This is a genomic window from Paraburkholderia sp. SIMBA_053 (assembly GCF_046534895.1).
Classification (GTDB): Bacteria; Pseudomonadota; Gammaproteobacteria; order Burkholderiales; family Burkholderiaceae; genus Paraburkholderia; species Paraburkholderia caledonica.
Genome location: NZ_JAWRXU010000015.1, coordinates 1 through 18,226 on the forward strand (window position 1 = coordinate 1; position 18,226 = coordinate 18,226).

Consider the following 18,226-nt stretch of genomic DNA (forward strand, 5'->3'; position numbering starts at 1 on the left):
CACCCGTCTGGCTTTCGATACGCACTACCGTGCCGGCATGCGGATCGACGACGAGCATCACGGTCTGTCCGGTGAGCCAAAAGACCGCGTGAAGACTTCGCGAAGATGACTTCTGTCACGAAAGCCGGTTTCCCGAGCGATTGTTTCAAGCGAATGACGGCCGCGCTCGACCATGTTTCTTGCTGCTTCGAGACGGAGCCGCTCGATCGCCTTTGCGGGAGACTCGCCGGTTTCGGCGAGGAAAATGCGTCCAAACTGCCGCGTACTGAGATGCGCGGCTTTGGCGAGATCGTCGACGCGCAGTGGTTTGGACAAGTTCAGGCGTGCGTATTCGAGCGCCATTTGGATTCTGTCCGATTTTGGTGCAAGTGCCAGCATTTCCGAATGCTGCGACTGCCCACCCGATCGGCGATGGTGCATGACAAGCGCTCGAGCTACCGATGTCGCAAAGTCGGCTCCAAAATCCTTTTCGACCATCCCGAGCGCCAGATCCATCGCCGCTGTCAACCCCGCGGACGTCCATATCGCACCGTCGACAATAAAGATCCGGTCGGCTTCGATCTGGGCAGTCGGGCAGCGCGCCTGCAAGGCATTTGCGAAGGCCCAATGCGTGGTTGCGCGCCTTCCATCAAGAAGGCCAGCCTCGCCGAGCACGAAAGCGCCCGTACACAGGCCCGCAGTGCGACGCGAGCGCTGGTAGGCGCTATTGATAAATTCCAGCTCTGCGTCAGCCGTGACCCGGTTCGTTGGGTCTGCCACGCCGCTGATCATCCACGAGTCTTCGGTTGTATCCGCATCAACCGGCTGTGTGATGACGGATACACCTAGAGACGAGCGCGTTTCGCCGCCTGCTATCGAGTAGTTCGTTACGCGATAGACCGGCTCCCGCGCAACGATGTTTGCGATTTCGAAGACGGATTGCGTGCCGATGGCCATTACCTGAAATCCGTCCGTCAAGAAGTACCCTATCCGATGCATTCCCTTCCGCCAGGCGCAATGTCCGAAAACCTGATTATAAATGTCGTTGGAAAATAACGTGCGTAGCATGGATCATAAGCACCTGATTTCGCACAGACGGAAGAATATAACGCTATGCCAATGGCTCAAGGAACCGCTGTTGTATCTGGGGCGCTGTCGATTATTGGCGCGGCGTATGCCGAGCACCTTGCCAGAAACGGCTATGACCTCGTGCTTATCGCCGATCATCGACCGCGCTTGAACGCGCTGGCGAAAGAGCTGACGACACGTACGCGGCAGGCCGTGGAGGTCGCCTTAATGAACCACCGATCCTCGCTGGACGTCGCTGCAGTCAAGGCACAGATCCGACAGGATGCCAGCATCGTGCTCGTGGTCGACATAGCCGATGAGAACGATCACGCATCGCTATCAACCCGGCAGGCGAACGCACTGGTTGGTCTCCTGGATCCGGATCTCGTGGCTACTGATGCGGCGGTAAAAAAGTTTTCTTCGATGGGAGTCGGCTTCAGCATGTATCGCACGGGAGTGGTTATTACCGCGCACGGAAGAGTCGACGATTTCTCGAGTTTATTTCAGAACCGCGATTTTGAATAACCGGCCAGTTCTAACGGAAATATGCATCTAATGGATACCACTTATTCGTGCAATGCCGCCAAGACCCAGTTTGTCGAGGTCGAAGGGCGGCGCCTTGCCTACCGCAGGTTTGGCCGGGGGCTACCGCTTGTGCTCTGCGTGCGGTTTCGCGGAACGATGGATGCATGGGATCCGCTTTTCCTTGACGCGCTAGTCGATCAAGGCTTCGACGTAACGATCTTCGATTACAGCGGCTTGGGGCAGTCTACGGGTGAAAAGACCTACGGACCGGCTTCGCTGGCCAAGGATGCCATTGACCTGATCACGGCTTTGGAACTTCAACGGGTCATCATAGGAGGGTGGTCTGTCGGTGGGATGGCTGCCCAGATCGTACTGGCGCGAGCGCCTCAACTGGTCAGCCATGCAGTGCTCATCGCCACCGCGCCTCCTGGCGTGCTTGTAAAGCCGGGTGAGGAGTTGTTCTATACGTTGGCCAGGCGCGAAAACGACTTCGAGGATTTTGTCACACTGTTCTTCGAGCCGGAATCGCCAGAAAGCCGGTTGGCGGCCGTGCAATCGGCAAAGCGGTTGGCGGATCGAAAAGAGGATGTCAGTCCCGTCGTGCCCTGGCAGTGGGCGGCGCAACAACTCGGCGGCGGTCCCGGGAATCCCGCGTTTCCTGCCGATGCTGTGCTTGGCGCCTTGAAGGCGACATCGATTCCCGTGCTTCATCTCGGCGCAGACCACGACATCGCTTTTCCGGTGGAGAACTGGTACGCGCTCAACGGCGATTGCCCGACGCTCCAGCTAGTGACCTTTCCTCGCTCTGGCCACGGCCCTCATCTCCAATATCCCGTCTCGTCTGCACGGCACATTGCTGCGTTTGTCAATGCGCAAGATTAGTGCAACGCCTGTCCCTTCGGCGCTATTTTTTTCCGTGATCGGGTTTCATCCGGAAGCACACGTAAGCTGAAACCACATCAATATGTGTTTAAAGTTGTAAGTTATAAACAATCAGGATACCTAATGAACGGATTGTTAAATTTTGCTATTGAGGCTGCCGGCGGGTTGGAGCGCTTTCGGGGTTTCCGGACTGTATCGGCGCAATTGCATCACACGGGTGGCCTTTGGACACTCAAGCAGCGAGAAGGCGTTCTGACCAACTCCCGCGTGACAGTGCAACTGCACGAGCAGCGCGTTTCACATGGTCCGTTTGTCCCCACGACAGCTCATTCCATATACACGCCATCGCGCGTCGAAATCCGGGAGCAGGACGGCAGTCTCGTCGAAGATCTGGACGCGCCCCGTGGATCGTTTGACGGCTATGAGATGGAAACGCCCTGGTCAAACGCGCAACTGGCGTACTTCGCCGGCTACACGATGTGGACGTATCTGACGTCGCCATTCCTGTTAGGGCATCCAGGGATTCGCGCGCAGGAGATCGAGCCGTGGACCGTCGATGGATTGCCGTTGCGGCGTCTGCGCGTGGAATTTCCTTCTGATGTGGCAACGCACAGTGCAGTCCAAACCTTCTATTTCGACGTCGACGGGCTGCTTCGCCGGCATGACTATGAAGTCGACATTCAGGGTCGTAACTCAGCTGCCCGCTACCTTAGCGACTACGTGCAAGTGCAGGGTATTCAGATGCCGACCCGTTTCAGGATCTATCCGCGCACGCCGGAGAACGTCGCATTGCCCGAACCCCTGATCGTGGGCGTCGATCTGTCTGATTTTCGTTTCGAGTGAGATGTGAACTATGGCTAAGCCAGCAACTTATCGAGCAGTAGTGGTCAAAGCGCGCGGTCTACTGGAGATCGTCGAACGCGCAGTTCCGGATCCGGGGCACGGGCAGGTTCGCATCCGTGTCGAAGCCTGTGGCGTGTGCCATAGCGACAGCGCCACGGTCGAGCGTGACATTGATGACGACGTGCAACGTCTTGTGCCCGGGCACGAGGTAGTGGGACGCATTGATGCGTTGGGCGAAGGTGTCAAGGGCTGGCAGATCGGTCAGCGCGTTGGCGTCGGCTTTCTCGCTGGAGAAGACCGCAGCTGTCCTTCCTGCCGGGAAGGCGACATCGTGAACTGCCAGAACCCCGTCATCACGGGAATGAACACCGACGGCGGCTACGCCGAAATCATGCTGGCTGAAGCACGTGGTCTGGTTCGGGTACCGGAGGAACTGGACGCAGCCGAGGCAGCGCCGCTGCTCTGCGCAGGACTGACGACGTTCAACGCATTGCGCAACTCGGGCGCCCGAGCGGGCGACGTGGTCGCCATTCATGGCCTCGGCGGTCTCGGGCATCTCGCAGTGCAATTCGCGAGCAGGATGGGCTTCCATACGGTCGCCATCGCCCGTGGCGCCGACAAGGCGGGACTGGCGTTGCAACTTGGCGCCCATCGCTACATCGATGCCAGCGCCGGAAGCGTGACCGATGCGCTGCGAACGCTGGGCGGCGCGAAGGTCGCGCTGGGTACTGCGCCAACCGGCAAAGGTATGTCTGAGCTCGTTCCAGGTCTCGCGCCACGGGGCAAGCTTATCGTCGTCGCAGTGCCGCACGACGCTGTGGCGCTGAACGCCGTTGATCTGATCTTCGGCGGACGTTCAGTCGTGGGCGCATTGACGGGCACCGTTGCGGACAACGAGCAGACCTTGGCGTTTGCCAAGCTGCAGAACATCCGCCCAATGATTGAAACCTTCCCTCTCGAGCAGGCGCAGGCTGCCTATGACCGCATGATGCGCGCTGACGTGCGCTTCCGCGCTGTGCTGGTGATGGATCAAAACAAGCCGGGAGTCAACTTATGAAGGCAATTGCACAGTCCATCATCGACGCACACGGCGGCCTGACGCAGTGGCGAAAGTTCACGCAAGTTCGCGCCGATCTGGTTCAGGGCGGAGCGCTTTGGGCGCTGAAAGGGCAGTCTGGCGTTCTGGATCGCACGACGGTGACGGTCGCGACCGATCGTCAATGGGCTTCTCACGCGCCCTTTGGGACACTGGCCGCAAAGAGCGAGTTCACCGCTGAGCGGATTTCCCTGCTTGATCAGGCTGGGGACGTAAAACAGTCACTCGAAGGAGCACGCGACTCTTTCGACGGTCACACGCTTGAGACGCCATGGGACCCGCTGCAATTGGCGTTCTTCGCGGGATGTGCGATGTGGACGTATCTGAACACACCGTTCCTGCTCGCCTGGGACGGCGTCGAATGCGAAGAGGCCGGTGAATGGGTAGAACAGGGTGAGACGTGGCGGAAGATTCTTGTCCGGTATCCCGCTTCGCTCGAGGTGTTCAGCAAGGCACAAGCGATTTACGTCGGACCAGACAATCTCGTTCGCCGTCTCGATTACGACGTGGAGATCGCAGGCAAGACGCCAGGCGCGCACTACGTCAGCGATTACACCACCGTGTCCGGAATCCGGATTCCGACCAAGCGACGGATCTATCCCCGGCTGCCGGACGGAAATTCCGTTGCAGAGCCGCTGGTCGTTTCGATCGATCTGAGCGGGATCACCCTGACTTAATGCTGCCGTCGGGGCGCTTGACGCGCCCCGTGAGGAACATGCCATGAACGCTATCACTTCGTCGAATACACAGACGCTCTATGTCGACGCAGCCGGGGTCCGCTATGCCTATCGGCGATTCGGAAACACCAACGGCGGATTACCGCTTCTCTGCCTGCAGCACTTTACCGGTACGTTGGACAACTGGGATCCAGCGATTGTTGATGCGCTCGCAGAAGACCGGGAAGTCATCCTCTTCGAGAACGCGGGCGTAGGGCGCTCGAGTGGAGAAGTCCCCACTACCATCGCACACATGGCCGACCACGTGATGCGCTTCATCGATACTATCAGCCTTCCGAAGACTCATATCTTGGGCTTTTCGCTAGGCGGCTTCCTGGCACAGGAGATCGCGATTGCGCGACCCGCTGTTGTCGAGCGTCTGATCATTTCCGGCAGCGCCCCGGAGGGAGGCAGCGGTGCAGGTATGGACCGGCCAGAACTCATCGCAATCTATACGGACGGCGGGATGGCGATGAACGAGAAGCTGAAGCGTCTGTTCTTTCCCGCAACGTCGGACGGTCAGGCCGCCGCTGCCGCGTTTGTCGATCGGCTGGAGACCCGCAGCGCAGAGCGCGATCTGCCGGCCACCGCCGACGTCGCTTCCGCGCAGTTGCAGGCGATGATCGCCTGGGCCAACTGGAAGGGGGACGTGCGGGAAAAACTCGGCCGGATTGCGCATCCGGTGCTGGTCACAAACGGTGATAACGACGCCATGATTCCAACCCGGAACAGTCTGGTATTGGCGGAGGGTCTGCGAAACGCAACGCTGATTATCTACCCGAACTCCGGTCACGGCGCTCTGTTTCAGTATGCGCGGACATACGTCGCGCATGTGCGCGAGTTCCTTCTGGAACGGTAGTCAGTCGAAGTTCTGCATCGTAAATGCCGTTCCAGACAACATCTTGGTTCCCTTCAGGAGTTACGCATGAAAGCTATCGTTTACGACCAGGCAGGTCTACCCATCGACGATCCCCGGGCTCTTTTCGAATTGGAAGTGCCCAAGCCTGTGCCCGGTCCGCGCGACCTGCTAGTAAGGATCGAGGCCATTTCGGTGAATCCCGTTGATACGAAACTGCGCGCTGGGGTGCAGCCTGCCAGTCCTCGCATCCTGGGATGGGATGCCGTCGGTACGATCGAGGCCGTAGGCGCCGAAGTCAAACTATTCGAAGCAGGTGATCAGATCTGGTATGCGGGCGACATCACGAGACCGGGCAGTTACGCCGAATACAGCCTGGTCGATGAACGAATCGCCGCTCGACGGCCTGCTTCCGTTTCCGCTGTGCAGGCGGCGGCGTTGCCGTTGACTGCAATTACCGCCTGGGAGTTGCTATTCGATCGCCTGAGGGTTCCGGAAGGCGGCGGCAACGGGCAGAGCTTGCTCGTAATTGGGGCGGGTGGAGGCGTGGGATCGGTGCTCGTGCAACTGGCCAGCAAGCTCACTGCACTGACCGTGATTGGCACAGGGTCGAGGCTGGCCACGCAGACGTGGGTACGCGAACTCGGCGCGCATCACGTCGTCGATCATGGCAAGCCGCTTCGGGCGCAACTGGCTGCCGTCGGCATTAATCAGGTCGATCATGTCATCAGTCTGACGCATACGGACAATTACTACGCGCAAATCATCGAGTTGCTGAAGCCAGAGGGGCAACTGGCGCTGATAGACGATCCGGCCACACTGGACGCAATGCCTCTCAAGCGCAAGTCGATCTCGTTGCACTGGGAGTTCATGTTCACCCGCTCGATGTTCAGGACGGTCGACATGATCAGGCAGCACGAATTGCTCGACCGCGTCAGCAATCTGATCGATCAGGGAGAGCTAAGAACCACGATGGGTGAGCACGGCGGCGCCATTACCGCAGAGAATTTGCGAAAGGCGCACGCTTTGCTCGAAAGCCAGAAAGCGGTAGGGAAAATCGTTCTGGAGGGATTCTAGGCGACCATGCCGACGTCTTTGCCGGCCATAATTTTTGGACACTGATTTCACCACGCCAGATGCAAACTTCGACGATAGCACTCACCCATTCGCCGTCCGGTGAGGACGATATTATCGAGCGTGCGCTACTACGCTTGTTGACCCCGGCTACGACGCTCTGCAGGGACGAGATGGAAACGACCTACAAGAAAAAGATGCGCCGGGAGAGAGTCCCAAGTGTGCGACGGGCGCACCGGGCCAATTGGCTTCCGCAACCCGCCCGGATCTTTGTGCATGAAGTACTGTCGGCCCATACGGTCAGTGTTTGCTGGAGTGATTCTCAGAGTGGGCACTACGCCGAGCAGGTCTGGCGTCTGGGATTAGCGCGCAATGACGGGTACTGCGCTCTTTCGGGTCTTCCGATTATGGAAGGCGATGAAGTGTTCCGTCCTCGACGCAGCACGACGTGTGTACCGGCGAACTGGAACCGGATGATCCTTGCCTCAGAGGTGGCATCGGAAGCGGAGTGCGGTGGCTAATAAACGGCGATGTATTGCGAAGTGGAAGTAGCGTCGAAGCCGCATCGTGATGCTCGAGGTACGGCCCTGAACGGCTCCGAAACGTCAGGCAGCCGGAAAAAAATTCGGCACGTGAATAACACTCTTGGGAGCACACCATGCAAAACACGGAGCAGTTCGAGTATGTTTTTCTGGGCGGCGGAAAGGGCGGAAAGTCGCTGGCGACCGAGTTGGCGAAGGCCGGCAAGCGCGTGGCGGTGATCGAACGCGGAATGATCGGCGGCTCGTGTATCAACGTGGCCTGTATTCCGACGAAGGCGCTCGTGCGTAGCGCGCGCGTCGCGCAGACGGTGCGTCATGCCGGATCGTTCGGCATCGAGGCTGGCGAGCCGCGCGTGAACATGAAAAATGTTCATGCCCGGGTCAAAGGCGTGGTCGATGGTCTGGTCGACGTCAACCTGGCGAGCTTCAAGGGGGCGGGATTCGACTTGCTGCTAGGCAACGGCCGCTTTGTGGCGCCGCGACGCATCGAAGTGATGGTCAACGACGGCGGCGTGCGAGTGATCGAAGGCGAGCGCGTGTACATCAATACCGGGACGCATGCGGCCGTTCCGCCCGTGCCGGGTTTGCGCGAAGCCAACCCCCTGACTCACGTCGAAGCCATTCAACTTGATGCGATTCCGTCGCACCTGATCGTGATCGGCGGCGGCTATATCGGGCTCGAAATGGCGCAAGCGTTTCGCGCGCTAGGCGCCAAAGTCACGCTGTTGCAACGCGAGTCGCGAGTGGCGCTGCGCGAAGACATCGACGTCAGCCGCGCCATTGCGGACGTGCTGAAGGAAGACGGTGTCGACGTTCGAACGGACGTGGAAATCGTCGCCGTAACAGGGCGCTCGGGCGAGGACGTATCGGTCGAGATCTCGGGTGGTGGAAGTGTGCGTGGCTCGCACATTCTCGTGGCGACCGGCCGCGTGCCGAATACGAGCGATATCGGGCTCGATGTGGCCGGTGTCGAAACCAACGCGCGTGGCTTTATCATCGTCGACGAAACACTGCAGACCTCGGCGGCCAATGTCTTCGCCATTGGTGAGGTGGCGGGCACGCCGATGTTTACCCATGCTTCGTTCGACGACTATCGCGTGCTGAGTTCGCAACTGAAAGGCGGCAGCAAGACGACGCGTGGCCGCCAGATTCCATATGCGATGTTTATCGAGCCCGAATTGAGCCGGATTGGCCTCAACGAAACGGAAACGGCGGAGAAAGGCATTGCGGTGCGAACCGCGACGCTGCCGATGAAGGCCGTGCCGCGTGCACGAACCAACTCCGACACGCGGGGCCTCATGAAAGTGCTGGTCGCAGCGGATTCGGATGACATTCTCGGCTTTGCGATGCTGGGAAGCGAAGCGGGCGAGATCGTTTCCGCGGTGCAGATCGCGATGCTCGGCAAACTGCCCTATACCGTGCTGCGCGACGCACCGCTTGCGCATCCGACAGTGGCAGAAGGACTGAATCTGTTGCTTGCTATGGTGCCAGAACGCGCAGGTAAGGCGTGAGTTTCACTGGTTGCCTTATGTGCCGTTGGGTGCGTGGTCGCCTACCGCATTGGCAACAATATGTAGCGAAGCACGAGCGGTGAAGCAATGCTTGATGTGTTCAGCCGGACCACCCTTTTCACACGGCCATCTCGGCCAATTCGCGTCGCTCGCCTGAAGCTTAGGCCGGGCGCGCCCATTCCGGCTCTTTCCCGTCTATCGATTTCCGAGCCGCCGAGTAGAGCCCGGTTGGCCCAGAAACGGGAGCTTCGATGTGGCCGGAGGCTTGATGTCTGCAAGAAGTAACTTCCGCCAACACGGTACATCCTTCGGTCCTCTGCGTCGCACTGGAAAGGACACACGTGACTACACCATTTTCCCGCCCTCGTTAACCGGTGTCCAGCAATTCCCGAGCTTACCGTAGTCCGATCTTTCTGCCATTTCTACCGACTTTCTCCCGGTAAAGTCACCAAGAACGAATGACCGAGTCCCACCTGAAACGAGCCGTTGGTACCAAGATGCGGCGTAGGACCGCTTCGGGTCGGTTTCGGGCGAACGCGTCGGGCAGTGATCGGCTAGACCAACTGCGGATAGCGAAGCGATTGAGCGGGCGAGTGGGCACGGCGAATTCGCCGGCTCGCCGTCCCGACTCTGCTACAAGCATTCATGCGCTTGCTCAGGTAACGGGCGCGAGCTCTCCTTCGGCGAAGAACCACGCCGACATCGTCCGTGCCAGCTCGAGCACGACCTCCGCGTCGGTCCGGCCGGAGGACGCACGCACGTGGAACGAATGATCTGCGTCGTCCACCACATGCAGCGTGGCGCGTGGCCCCAGCGTCTCGACGACCCACCTCAGCAGGTGAAGCTCGGCCAGCTTGTCGCGCGTGCCCTGCAGGAAGAGAATCGGCACCGTGACGTCCGCCAGGTGCCGTGCCCGCTCCACGCCGGGCGCGCCCGCCGGGTGCAGCGGGAACGCGACGAAAGCGAGGCCACGCACGCCGTCGAGCCGGGAGATGGCGTGGGCCTGGGACGTCATGCGGCCGCCGAACGACCTGCCGCCCGCGAAGAGCGGCAGGGCTGGCAGCCGCCGGCGGGCCTCTGCGACAGCTGCCTGCACGGTAGCATGCGCCACGGCCGGCGAGTCTACCCGCTTGGAGCCGCGCTCCATGTACGGAAACTGGTAGCGCAATGTGGCGACATTGGCCGCCGCAAGCGCGTCGGCCAATGACGACATGCCGGCGTGCTGCATGCCCGCCCCGGCACCGTGCGCGAAGACATACAGGGCTCGCGCGTCCTCCGGCACTCGGAGCAGCGCAGAGACCTTAGTGCCGTCGGGCAGTGCCAGGGAAATCGATTCTGGGTTGTCCATCGTATTCAGGTCGTGTCGTTGTGGCATTTGCGCCGGTTTTGCATCGATGGGGCAGCGGGGCGCGTTTGTGGCGGCCTCCGGCAAGGCATTGCGCAGGTGGAGTTTGCCGGCCGATCGATGAAGCGCGCGCCCATCGTGAACGGCGCTGCAGTCGCGATGTGCCGGTCGACGGCCGCAAGGCCGATCTGTGGGCCGCAACCTGATCCGCGCTTTGAGACATCTGCGTAATAGCACGCCTACATCATTGTCGGCGAGCTGTTGCGACACTGCAATCAGTGTCAAAAGCAGTTCTCGAAGGGCAGTTCATTTATCTGGCTCTCTGGAATAGCATGTCCGGCCAATTTGGGACATTCGACTGAGACAGCAAGATCGTTGACATGTAGCGCAGCGCCTCTACCTTAGAGCATCGAAGTCCGACGAAGAGTTTTCGGAAGAATCAGCGCGGCTCCCGCGAAGCCCAACGCAGCGACACTTCCAAACGTCGCCCACGTTTCGAGCGACGTAGCGTTCAGAATCAGCCAGCTTCCGGCGTAGTAACCCGCTGCGCCACTCAATGCCCCTGTAGCACTCAGCACGCCGAAGCACGTGGCCTGACTTCCATCAACCGCTAGCGAGCCGGTCATCGTTTCCAGTGCCGGAAGCATGACTGTCTCGATGACTGTATATGCGGCGATGAAAAGCAGAAACCATGCGAGGTTATTGAACGCAGCCACGCTGGCGAAGGCGACCGCAGCAGCCATATAGGCATACATGGTTGAGATCGCTGGGTTTATCCGGACAAGCCAGCGCTTCGCAGCCAGCATGAATGCCAGTCCGATCACGCCATTCACAACATAGACGGCTGATGCGGCGTACGGACCCGCGAGGCGCTCGGCATGCAACGGAAACGCGACATAAACCTGCGGGAACAGAAAGAACCATGGAAAAGAAACCACGATCAAGCGCCATAGATCGCGATTAGTCACAGCGGCGCGCAAATTGACCAGAACGGCACGGCGATCCGCTGTCTCGGATGATCCGACTGTTGATCGGGACATAGTCGCACCCAGCACGCCAAATAAAAGTGCACTTGCAGCGAAGGCGAAACGGGCATCGATCAGGGCCGCCAGTCCGCCGACCATGGGGCCGACCGCCGTGCCCATGTTCAGCATCTGGTTGTTCGCTGCGAACAGGGCAGGATGTGACGCCTTCGGCTGGCGGCCGAAAATTCCGTACAGGCCGGCCTCGTAGCATGCAACGCCCGACCCAGCCGCGAAAGCGAAGGATACCCAGGCGGTCACGTCGTTCGTGACGCTGAATCCGAGAAATCCCAGTCCTCTCAACCAAAGCCCCAAGGCCAACATTCGCCGGGAGCCGAAGCGGTCAGCGATCGCGCCGGCAATCAGCGGCAACGTCTGTGCGGAAAGCAGATTCGCCGACATTACGGTCGCAAGCGCCACGGAATTGAAGTGCAGCGTCATTGACATGTGCAACGCAAGAAGCGGAACGGTCATGAAGTGCGAGGCGTTCATCACACCTTGCATCCGCAACAATGCCCTAATGTCGCGTGAAAAAGTCGGACCGATCGAATGGATATTGGCGAGCATCTTGCATCCTTGTAACCACTGTAGTATTTTAATGGTTACGCAAACTCTGCGCTTTTGCAACACGGAGACGCGATGCCGGACCACAATCAGACTGCGCCGGGAGATCTTGAAGTCTTGCGCCGGTTCATCAACACGTGGTCGATTCCAAACGACACGCGTGAAGAAACAGACGTACTGCCCGAATTGGCACGCGCGCCCAACATGTGGCACAAGGAGTTTCCGCACCAGTCCCTATCGCGAGCCGACTCTCTGGCAAGGCTGCAACGGCTACGTGATGATCTGCGCAGCGCCTGCGAAGGAGAGCCTTCCAGTAGCGAGGCACTGAACGAATGGTTCAACACCGCTGCGCTCCGCTTGAAAGCCCGATGGGTAGGTGGCGGTATGAAGTTGAATATCGAAGCGTCGGAAGCGAGCTTTGTTGGTTATCTCGTCGCTGTAGCGGCAAATGCCATTGCGTCGGGAGAATGGGCTCGCCTGAAGACATGTCCTGATTGCCGATGGGCATTCTACGATCACACGCGCAATGGCAGCAAACGCTGGTGCGGTATGACAAAAGGCGGTCCAGACGGACGGGCGTGCGGCACCATTGCGAAAGTCTCAGCATATCGCGCTCGTGAAGCAAGGAAGGACGGCGTTGCCTGACGTGATGCTTTCCGAGCGACGGGTGTCACTCCGCGGCTAGATCTCATTCTGTTTGAATGTCCGCTTCGTGGAAAGCTGACTGTCCCTCGAGGGTCGAGATGGTGCGCTCGGTGACACGGGACGAGACATTCGCGGTCGCGCAGATCCGAACAACAGGAAAAAGATCTGAAGCGGCCCAGCAAAACCACGATGCCTGAACGTCAGCTTCGGCCAGCGGGCATAGCGGCGCCGCTGGGGAGGATAGGGGCGCGCAAGGATAGCTCCGCCCGACGTAAAAACCGCTGACGTACGCAACAACAAAACCGAAGTGACAGTCAGGGCACCCGGGCAGGCGGCGTTGCCATAGATCAGGTGCCGTCGCCGCGCAGACGCTTGTGCACTAACAGTGCGTCACAAGAGGATCGCTTGCTGCAATAGTTCCAACGCCTTGATTTCGTCCAGTCTTCCCGTGCGGGCTTTACCCGCCAGTGTCTTGAGCAATGCTTCCGCGATCGGCTCAATGCCGTGAAGATTGTCCAGGCTGGTCGCCACCGTAGCAACGGCGAGTGGAGCCGGGTTTTGCTGCGGACTCGCGGAGACGGGCAACGAATCGGGCATCGACACAGCGGGGGCAGTTGCGCTTGCCGGAACCGCCTGATCATTTTCTCCGACTGATCGTTCACCAACGTCGTCGGGGGAATCATCGACGTTCGCTCGCGGGCTGACGACGATCGACGCGTTGTCTTCCGCGAGGTCCGACGAAACAGGCGAGGGGCTGTCCGACTCGTGCAAGGCGGTCGCACGCTCACGCCTGATGCCGGCCTTACCACCGGCGTGGTCAGCTTTTACGTCGTCGATCGCCGCTGGGGTAGGTGGCTCGTGTTGCTGAACGGAGGCGCGACCACGCGGCGCGGGTGTAAGCATGCCCGATACGGACTCTGGAATCTCGGCTTCGCTGCGCGGGCTGTCCAGCCAGCCAACTGGCAGTCCGAGTCGCTCCGTGAAACGGCTTGCTTCGACACTGTCCATGCGCTTTTTGCCATTTAGCCGATCAGCGATGTTGAATCCACTCATCTCCATGACCACGCCAAGTCTTACTTTCGATCCATTGCGACTGGTGAGAAGGCGGAGATTGGCGCGTCGAATGTTTTCGACCTCGGCGCTGTCGCTCAATGCCAGCGGTTGCTGTTGCGGTGTCGTGGACGCTGTCGTGTCATTCGAACGCGAATTCTTACGCGGTGCCCGAACTACAGGCTGTTCAGGCATTTTCTTTCGACTGTTCTTGACGGCACTCGGCGAGCCATCAGCTACTTTCTTGGGCATTTGCGCGTCCTCGGACAAACTATCTTCTGGAACTGGTTGCGGGTCGACGGTCCCGGCAGAGGCCGGCGCGAGTGCGTCGTACCCTGCGTCGAATCCCTCGTCGATCTGAACGAAGTCGAGCGGCGACTTCAGGCGAGCGATGGTCTCCTCCGCGAGCGCGGGATTGGGCTGATCGAAAAAACCGTGCGGTAACCCGAGCGTGGTTTCCATGTGAAAGGCGGTCTCGGGCGTGAACCTTTCGCCTTTCATCAGTTCCCCCACGCGCGTCATGTTCGATTCCAGCGCGATGGCGATATTCTCTGCGCCTACCGCGTTGACGAGAAACTGAAACGATCGCGTCTTGAAAATGGAGGCCGTGTCGGTGGAGTCTCGAGGCGGCGTCTTCGCATACGGTTGTCCCCGCCGGTCGGGCGCGGATTTTTTTCCGTAGTGGGGTTTGCCGCTCTGACGAGCTCCCGCATATCGCCCGCGGGCTTGACTCATAAACTAGCGTTCCGTGCGACGTTGAAAATCGGAGGGTTCAATTATAGGCGAGGCCGTGTTTCATTCGACACGCCGGTAGCGACGTTGACCATTCTACGCTGTGGCCTGAATTCTCTCCTTCGCGACCATACCAGATGCGCCATGCGCACGTCGTTTTCAGGCGCCCAGCCGGTAAAGGTGAGGATTTCCAGGAGTCGCCGGTTCTAGCCGAAAGAGCCGAAGAAGTGGAGATGCTGTCGACGCGATGTGCCGGACGGTTTGTCCGTTCTCGCTCATTCCACTGACTGGCGGGGAATAAGGCTTGCTCTATCGAACTCAACGTCGCGAGCGGCATTCGTCCAGTACGAAGGCGAACCCGTCAGTCGGCGTGCTGTCGCGCGAGTGGGCTCCCTGCGAAAGGGTCGTCGCGCCAGTCGATGGTTTTTTGTCGCGCATCAGGCATCGGTGACGCTGGCGCCGTCTCAAAGTGATCGAGTTTCTGTCCTGCGCTAATCGCCTGCTTCAGCCACTGGGGCATTTCGCCATCGCCTGTCCATGTATCTCCAGTTGCATTTCGATATCGGGCTGGCTCCTGCATTCCCTGATCGCCCGCAATTGCCGAAGCCAGGTCGGCCTGCTCAATGCCATATTCTTCCATCCGGTGGCGGAGATAAGCAATCATGCTGTCCCGCTTACGTTCATCCATGTCGTTTCCGTCGGTGAGTGCCGTCCGGCCGTCCCTCCACATGTTCTGCGGACAGCCGCTCTGAATCGGATTTTAATCTGCTCAATCGTACTGGATAGGAGAAGGGGGCCGTTTTTCCAGCAGAAGATTAAAGCAGCACGTATCTCGTCAGCCGCGTATCAGCGGTCGTGGTTCGCTCATCAGTTCGTTTGTCTCGACCCACGCCGACGTAAACTTCCAATTGTTCTTTAGAAGTCCGTGCTTCTATTAATTGTAGCGCGCTGCTATCGACGTGCGTCTTGCTTGCTGGCATAGTTCGGCCACCACAACATACAGAATGAGGAAAGCATGGCTACGCTCGAAAACGTGCAGGCGAAAATCGCCAGGTTGCAGGCTCAGGCCGAAGCGCTTGCCGCGAAGCAGTCGAACGGAGTTATCGCGAAGATCCGTGACATCATGGAAAAGCACGGCCTGACCGTGGCCGACATCGAAGCCCACACCGGCGGTAAGAAGCGTGGTCGCAAGCCCGGCGCCGCGACGGTTGCCAGACCTGCAACAGTGGCGAAGTACCGTCATCCGAAGACGGGTGCCACCTGGACGGGGCATGGCCGCGCGCCAGCGTGGATCGCAAGCGCACGTGACCGGACGAAGTTTCTGATCGATGGCAGCGCTGAGCGACCGGCCCTTGCTGCGAAGAAACCGGCAAAGGCAGGCAACTACGTGAAGGGCCCTCAGGCGCCGAAGTACCGTGACCCGAAGAGTGGGGCGACATGGAGTGGCCGCGGTCCGGCGCCCGCATGGCTGGCTGCGGCCAAAGATCGTTCGAAGTTCCTGATTGCTGCCGTGGAAGAGGGAACGTCGGGCGCGAAGGCTGTTTCGCCCCGGAAGGCGACCGCGAAGAAAGCCGCGATCAGGAAGGTGACGGTAAAGACGGTCGCCGCGAAGAAAGGTGGGGCAGTGACACAACCGACGTCCGCGAAGAATGCTGCCCCGAAGAAGACCGCGCCGAAAAAAGCAGTGGCGAGCAAGGCACCGGCGAAGCGGGCACCGCAGAATGCGGTAGCGGCTGAGCCAACCAGTGTTAGCACGCCGGCGCCCGCCGCAGCCTGATTGGTGTGGCCAGGTTGTCAGTGGTGGGTGACCCGGTCATGCGCAGGACTTGTCTGTCCTGTTTCGATGACCATCCGGTGCATGGGCATGCCACTATTTGCACGGACGCCTACACGCTGTAGCTGAAAAAACGTGACCCGCCAGGCGGGTCATGTGTCAGGGTACCGTATGCGGTTTAAATCGGCTTGATATTAGCGGCCTGCTTGCCCTTGGGCCCCATCTTCACTTCGAAGCTGACTTTCTGGTTTTCCTGCAATGACTTGAAGCCTTCTGTCTTGATTTCGGAAAAGTGAGCAAACAGGTCTTCGCCGCCTTCGTCCGGCGTGATGAAACCAAAACCCTTTGCGTCGTTAAACCATTTCACTGTGCCAGTTGCCATTTTGAACCTGTAGATGTTGTAAGTCGTATTCTGGACCGCGATACCGCAGAAGCGATCATCCGGGACGGAAGACTTTGTATCACGCGGGGATGATCTCTGCCAATCGGCAGGTCCATGGACGGCACATGATCTGTCTGCGTTTCCCGGGCCCGAACCGGGCCATGCTCTGGTCGTACGGGCCGACGGCGGCCGCCTCGCAGATGCGAACTCGTGAATCATCGTGACGACGGTCCGTATCGCCTTGGGGAAACTTTTCAAACGGGAGGCGGCAACCGGTTCCGACAATCGCGGATCGTCGACACGTCAAAGATTCTGCCGGGGCATGTGCGACGATCCCGGTCCCGGAAGGCAAGCAGGGTTCCTTCAGCGCAACGCCTGCAACCGGCGCTGGCAGCGCACGTCATCTCCACCGCGTCGGTAGCTCTGCATGGCCTTTGTGCGGTCGGGCTCAACGCTATTGTCATCTGCGCCCCACACGCCCTCCCAGAAAAATCCAAGAGTCTGCGCTGCCGCCTTATACCCGAGATCTACGGCCTGCTCGTAGAGGGAGAGCGCACGGCTGACGTCTGGCTGTATGCCCCGTCCGAGCCGCGCACTGTCGGCCAGCGCGGCGGCCGCCAGACCGCGCAAACGACCGTCCGCGGTTTCGTCGTTCATCACGTCTTCAAAAATCGCGTTACCTCTGTCGAGGTCCGCCTCACCACCTGTCGGCGTAACCAGCGAAATGGCCATGGCGACTCGCCAGGCCGGGTGGCGGTTTGCGCCGATCCGCTCGAGTAACCGACGGCCCAGACAAGCCGCACCTTCCAATGTGCTGATGAGAAGTGCGTTTGCGATGGCTGCGAGCGACTCGGGTGACAGAAATCCCGTCTTGCTTGCTGCCACGACATGACGGGCGAATTTTTCAACATCGAGCGTGGAGTCCGAGCAACGCAATTGCTGCCACTCGCGCTCAATTGTTCCAACCCAGCTTTCCATCTGCATGGTGAGCAATCCATCGGTGAGCAATGCGCCTGATTCTAGCGCACCTTGGCTATCCTGGGACCGACTGTGGGCGGCTTTGTTACGTCTTGCCGTAACGACACGACCCCAATGTTCATGTTGCGCCACACCATAAACCAATAACCATCCACTTGGATGGCTTTCGGAGGGATTGGTGAAAAAAACGGCGATACGGGAGATGCCCCGCGCGAAAAGCGGCGACTCGGAAAAGATCACGATTAACCTTGGCCCGGTTGATCTGGGGCAGATCGATCTCCTGGTTGAAGAGGGCTTCTATGCGAACCGGACTGACCTGATTCGGACGGCAATTCGCAACCAGCTAGCGCTACATGGCGGTTCGTCGAGAACACGGTTGCACGCCGGTCGCTCGTGCTGGGGCTCCAGCATTTTTCCGCACAGGATCTCGAAGCGGTTCGAGCCGCGCGCGAGCGTCTCAACATTCACGTCCTGGGATTGGCCAGCATTGCCGCCGACGTTTCGCCGGAACTCGCGCTCGCGACTATTGAAAGCGTTGTGGTGCTAGGCGCTTTCCACGCTTCGCCCGCCGTCAAGGCGGCGCTCGCCGACAGAATCCGCTAGTTGCGCGACGCCCGGTCCCAAACCGGTAACCGGACATAA

18 protein-coding genes and 1 pseudogene are annotated in these 18,226 nt (G+C 59.6%); 12 read left to right on the forward strand and 7 right to left on the reverse strand.

Features of this window, described 5'->3' with window-relative positions; genetic code table 11:
• Positions 1 to 57: 57 nt before the first annotated feature.
• Positions 58 to 978, reverse strand: coding sequence for a GlxA family transcriptional regulator (locus SB753_RS29290; RefSeq protein ID WP_410803237.1), 921 nt, complete (start codon positions 976 to 978; stop codon positions 58 to 60).
• 120 nt (positions 979 to 1,098) lie between these two features.
• Here SB753_RS29290 and SB753_RS29295 point away from each other — a divergent pair, with 120 nt between their 5' ends.
• From SB753_RS29295 to SB753_RS29335, 9 genes are all read left to right on the forward strand, one after another.
• Positions 1,099 to 1,572 (forward strand): SDR family NAD(P)-dependent oxidoreductase, encoded by a 474-nt coding sequence (locus SB753_RS29295; RefSeq protein WP_410803239.1) that lies wholly within the window; start codon positions 1,099 to 1,101, stop codon positions 1,570 to 1,572.
• Positions 1,573 to 1,602: 30 nt separating this feature from the next.
• Positions 1,603 to 2,454, forward strand: a complete 852-nt coding sequence (locus tag SB753_RS29300) for an alpha/beta fold hydrolase (RefSeq protein ID WP_410803241.1) — start codon at positions 1,603 to 1,605, stop codon at positions 2,452 to 2,454.
• 84 nt (positions 2,455 to 2,538) lie between these two features.
• Positions 2,539 to 3,297 carry a hypothetical protein gene (locus SB753_RS29305; protein WP_410803243.1) on the forward strand — a complete coding sequence of 253 codons (759 nt, stop codon included), beginning with the start codon at positions 2,539 to 2,541 and terminating at the stop codon, positions 3,295 to 3,297.
• Between the two features lie 10 nt (positions 3,298 to 3,307).
• Positions 3,308 to 4,354: an alcohol dehydrogenase gene (locus SB753_RS29310; RefSeq protein WP_410803245.1), complete on the forward strand. Its 1,047-nt coding sequence runs from the start codon at positions 3,308 to 3,310 to the stop codon at positions 4,352 to 4,354.
• The gene (locus SB753_RS29315) at positions 4,351 to 5,070 is read left to right on the forward strand and encodes a hypothetical protein (RefSeq protein ID WP_410803247.1); all 720 of its coding nucleotides are present in this window, start codon (positions 4,351 to 4,353) and stop codon (positions 5,068 to 5,070) included. Before SB753_RS29310 ends, SB753_RS29315 begins: the two co-directional genes overlap by 4 nt.
• 43 nt (positions 5,071 to 5,113) lie before the next feature.
• On the forward strand, positions 5,114 to 5,968 hold the full coding sequence (locus SB753_RS29320) for an alpha/beta fold hydrolase (RefSeq protein WP_410803249.1): 855 nt from the start codon (positions 5,114 to 5,116) through the stop codon (positions 5,966 to 5,968).
• A 66-nt stretch (positions 5,969 to 6,034) separates the two neighbouring features.
• On the forward strand, positions 6,035 to 7,042 hold the full coding sequence (locus SB753_RS29325) for a zinc-binding alcohol dehydrogenase family protein (RefSeq protein ID WP_410803251.1): 1,008 nt from the start codon (positions 6,035 to 6,037) through the stop codon (positions 7,040 to 7,042).
• Positions 7,043 to 7,236: 194 nt separating this feature from the next.
• Complete coding sequence (locus SB753_RS29330) at positions 7,237 to 7,560, forward strand: DUF3331 domain-containing protein (protein WP_410803451.1); 324 nt, start codon at positions 7,237 to 7,239, stop codon at positions 7,558 to 7,560.
• Positions 7,561 to 7,697: 137 nt separating this feature from the next.
• Positions 7,698 to 9,092, forward strand: a complete 1,395-nt coding sequence (locus SB753_RS29335; RefSeq protein WP_410803253.1) for a dihydrolipoyl dehydrogenase family protein — start codon at positions 7,698 to 7,700, stop codon at positions 9,090 to 9,092.
• A gap of 655 nt (positions 9,093 to 9,747) precedes the next feature.
• Here the strand turns inward: SB753_RS29335 and SB753_RS29340 are convergent.
• Together SB753_RS29340 and SB753_RS29345 are read right to left on the reverse strand one after the other, a co-directional pair.
• On the reverse strand, positions 9,748 to 10,440 hold the full coding sequence (locus SB753_RS29340) for an alpha/beta family hydrolase (RefSeq protein ID WP_410803255.1): 693 nt from the start codon (positions 10,438 to 10,440) through the stop codon (positions 9,748 to 9,750).
• Between the two features lie 398 nt (positions 10,441 to 10,838).
• On the reverse strand, positions 10,839 to 12,089 hold the full coding sequence (locus SB753_RS29345; protein ID WP_410803257.1) for an MFS transporter: 1,251 nt from the start codon (positions 12,087 to 12,089) through the stop codon (positions 10,839 to 10,841).
• A gap of 9 nt (positions 12,090 to 12,098) precedes the next feature.
• Here SB753_RS29345 and SB753_RS29350 point away from each other — a divergent pair, with 9 nt between their 5' ends.
• Positions 12,099 to 12,668 (forward strand): CGNR zinc finger domain-containing protein, encoded by a 570-nt coding sequence (locus SB753_RS29350; protein WP_410803259.1) that lies wholly within the window; start codon positions 12,099 to 12,101, stop codon positions 12,666 to 12,668.
• A gap of 390 nt (positions 12,669 to 13,058) precedes the next feature.
• Here SB753_RS29350 and SB753_RS29355 read toward each other — a convergent pair whose 3' ends face one another.
• Entirely contained in the window at positions 13,059 to 14,453 is a 1,395-nt protein-coding gene (locus SB753_RS29355) for a hypothetical protein (protein WP_410803260.1), read from the reverse strand.
• 358 nt (positions 14,454 to 14,811) lie between these two features.
• Positions 14,812 to 15,138: an H-NS family nucleoid-associated regulatory protein gene (locus SB753_RS29360; protein WP_410803261.1), complete on the reverse strand. Its 327-nt coding sequence runs from the start codon at positions 15,136 to 15,138 to the stop codon at positions 14,812 to 14,814.
• A 327-nt stretch (positions 15,139 to 15,465) separates the two neighbouring features.
• Here SB753_RS29360 and SB753_RS29365 point away from each other — a divergent pair, with 327 nt between their 5' ends.
• Positions 15,466 to 16,227 (forward strand): H-NS family nucleoid-associated regulatory protein, encoded by a 762-nt coding sequence (locus tag SB753_RS29365; protein ID WP_410803263.1) that lies wholly within the window; start codon positions 15,466 to 15,468, stop codon positions 16,225 to 16,227.
• Between the two features lie 175 nt (positions 16,228 to 16,402).
• On the opposite strand, the gene SB753_RS29370 is transcribed toward SB753_RS29365, so the two are convergent.
• Together SB753_RS29370 and SB753_RS29375 are read right to left on the reverse strand one after the other, a co-directional pair.
• On the reverse strand, positions 16,403 to 16,606 hold the full coding sequence (locus SB753_RS29370; protein WP_028370103.1) for a cold-shock protein: 204 nt from the start codon (positions 16,604 to 16,606) through the stop codon (positions 16,403 to 16,405).
• 363 nt (positions 16,607 to 16,969) lie between these two features.
• Positions 16,970 to 17,824 (reverse strand): sel1 repeat family protein, encoded by an 855-nt coding sequence (locus SB753_RS29375; RefSeq protein ID WP_410803266.1) that lies wholly within the window; start codon positions 17,822 to 17,824, stop codon positions 16,970 to 16,972.
• Between SB753_RS29375 and SB753_RS29380 the strand changes: the two are divergent.
• Positions 17,787 to 18,187 (forward strand): annotated as a pseudogene (locus tag SB753_RS29380) (CopG family transcriptional regulator). The gene SB753_RS29375 and the pseudogene SB753_RS29380 overlap by 38 nt on opposite strands.
• Positions 18,188 to 18,226: the final 39 nt, after the last annotated feature.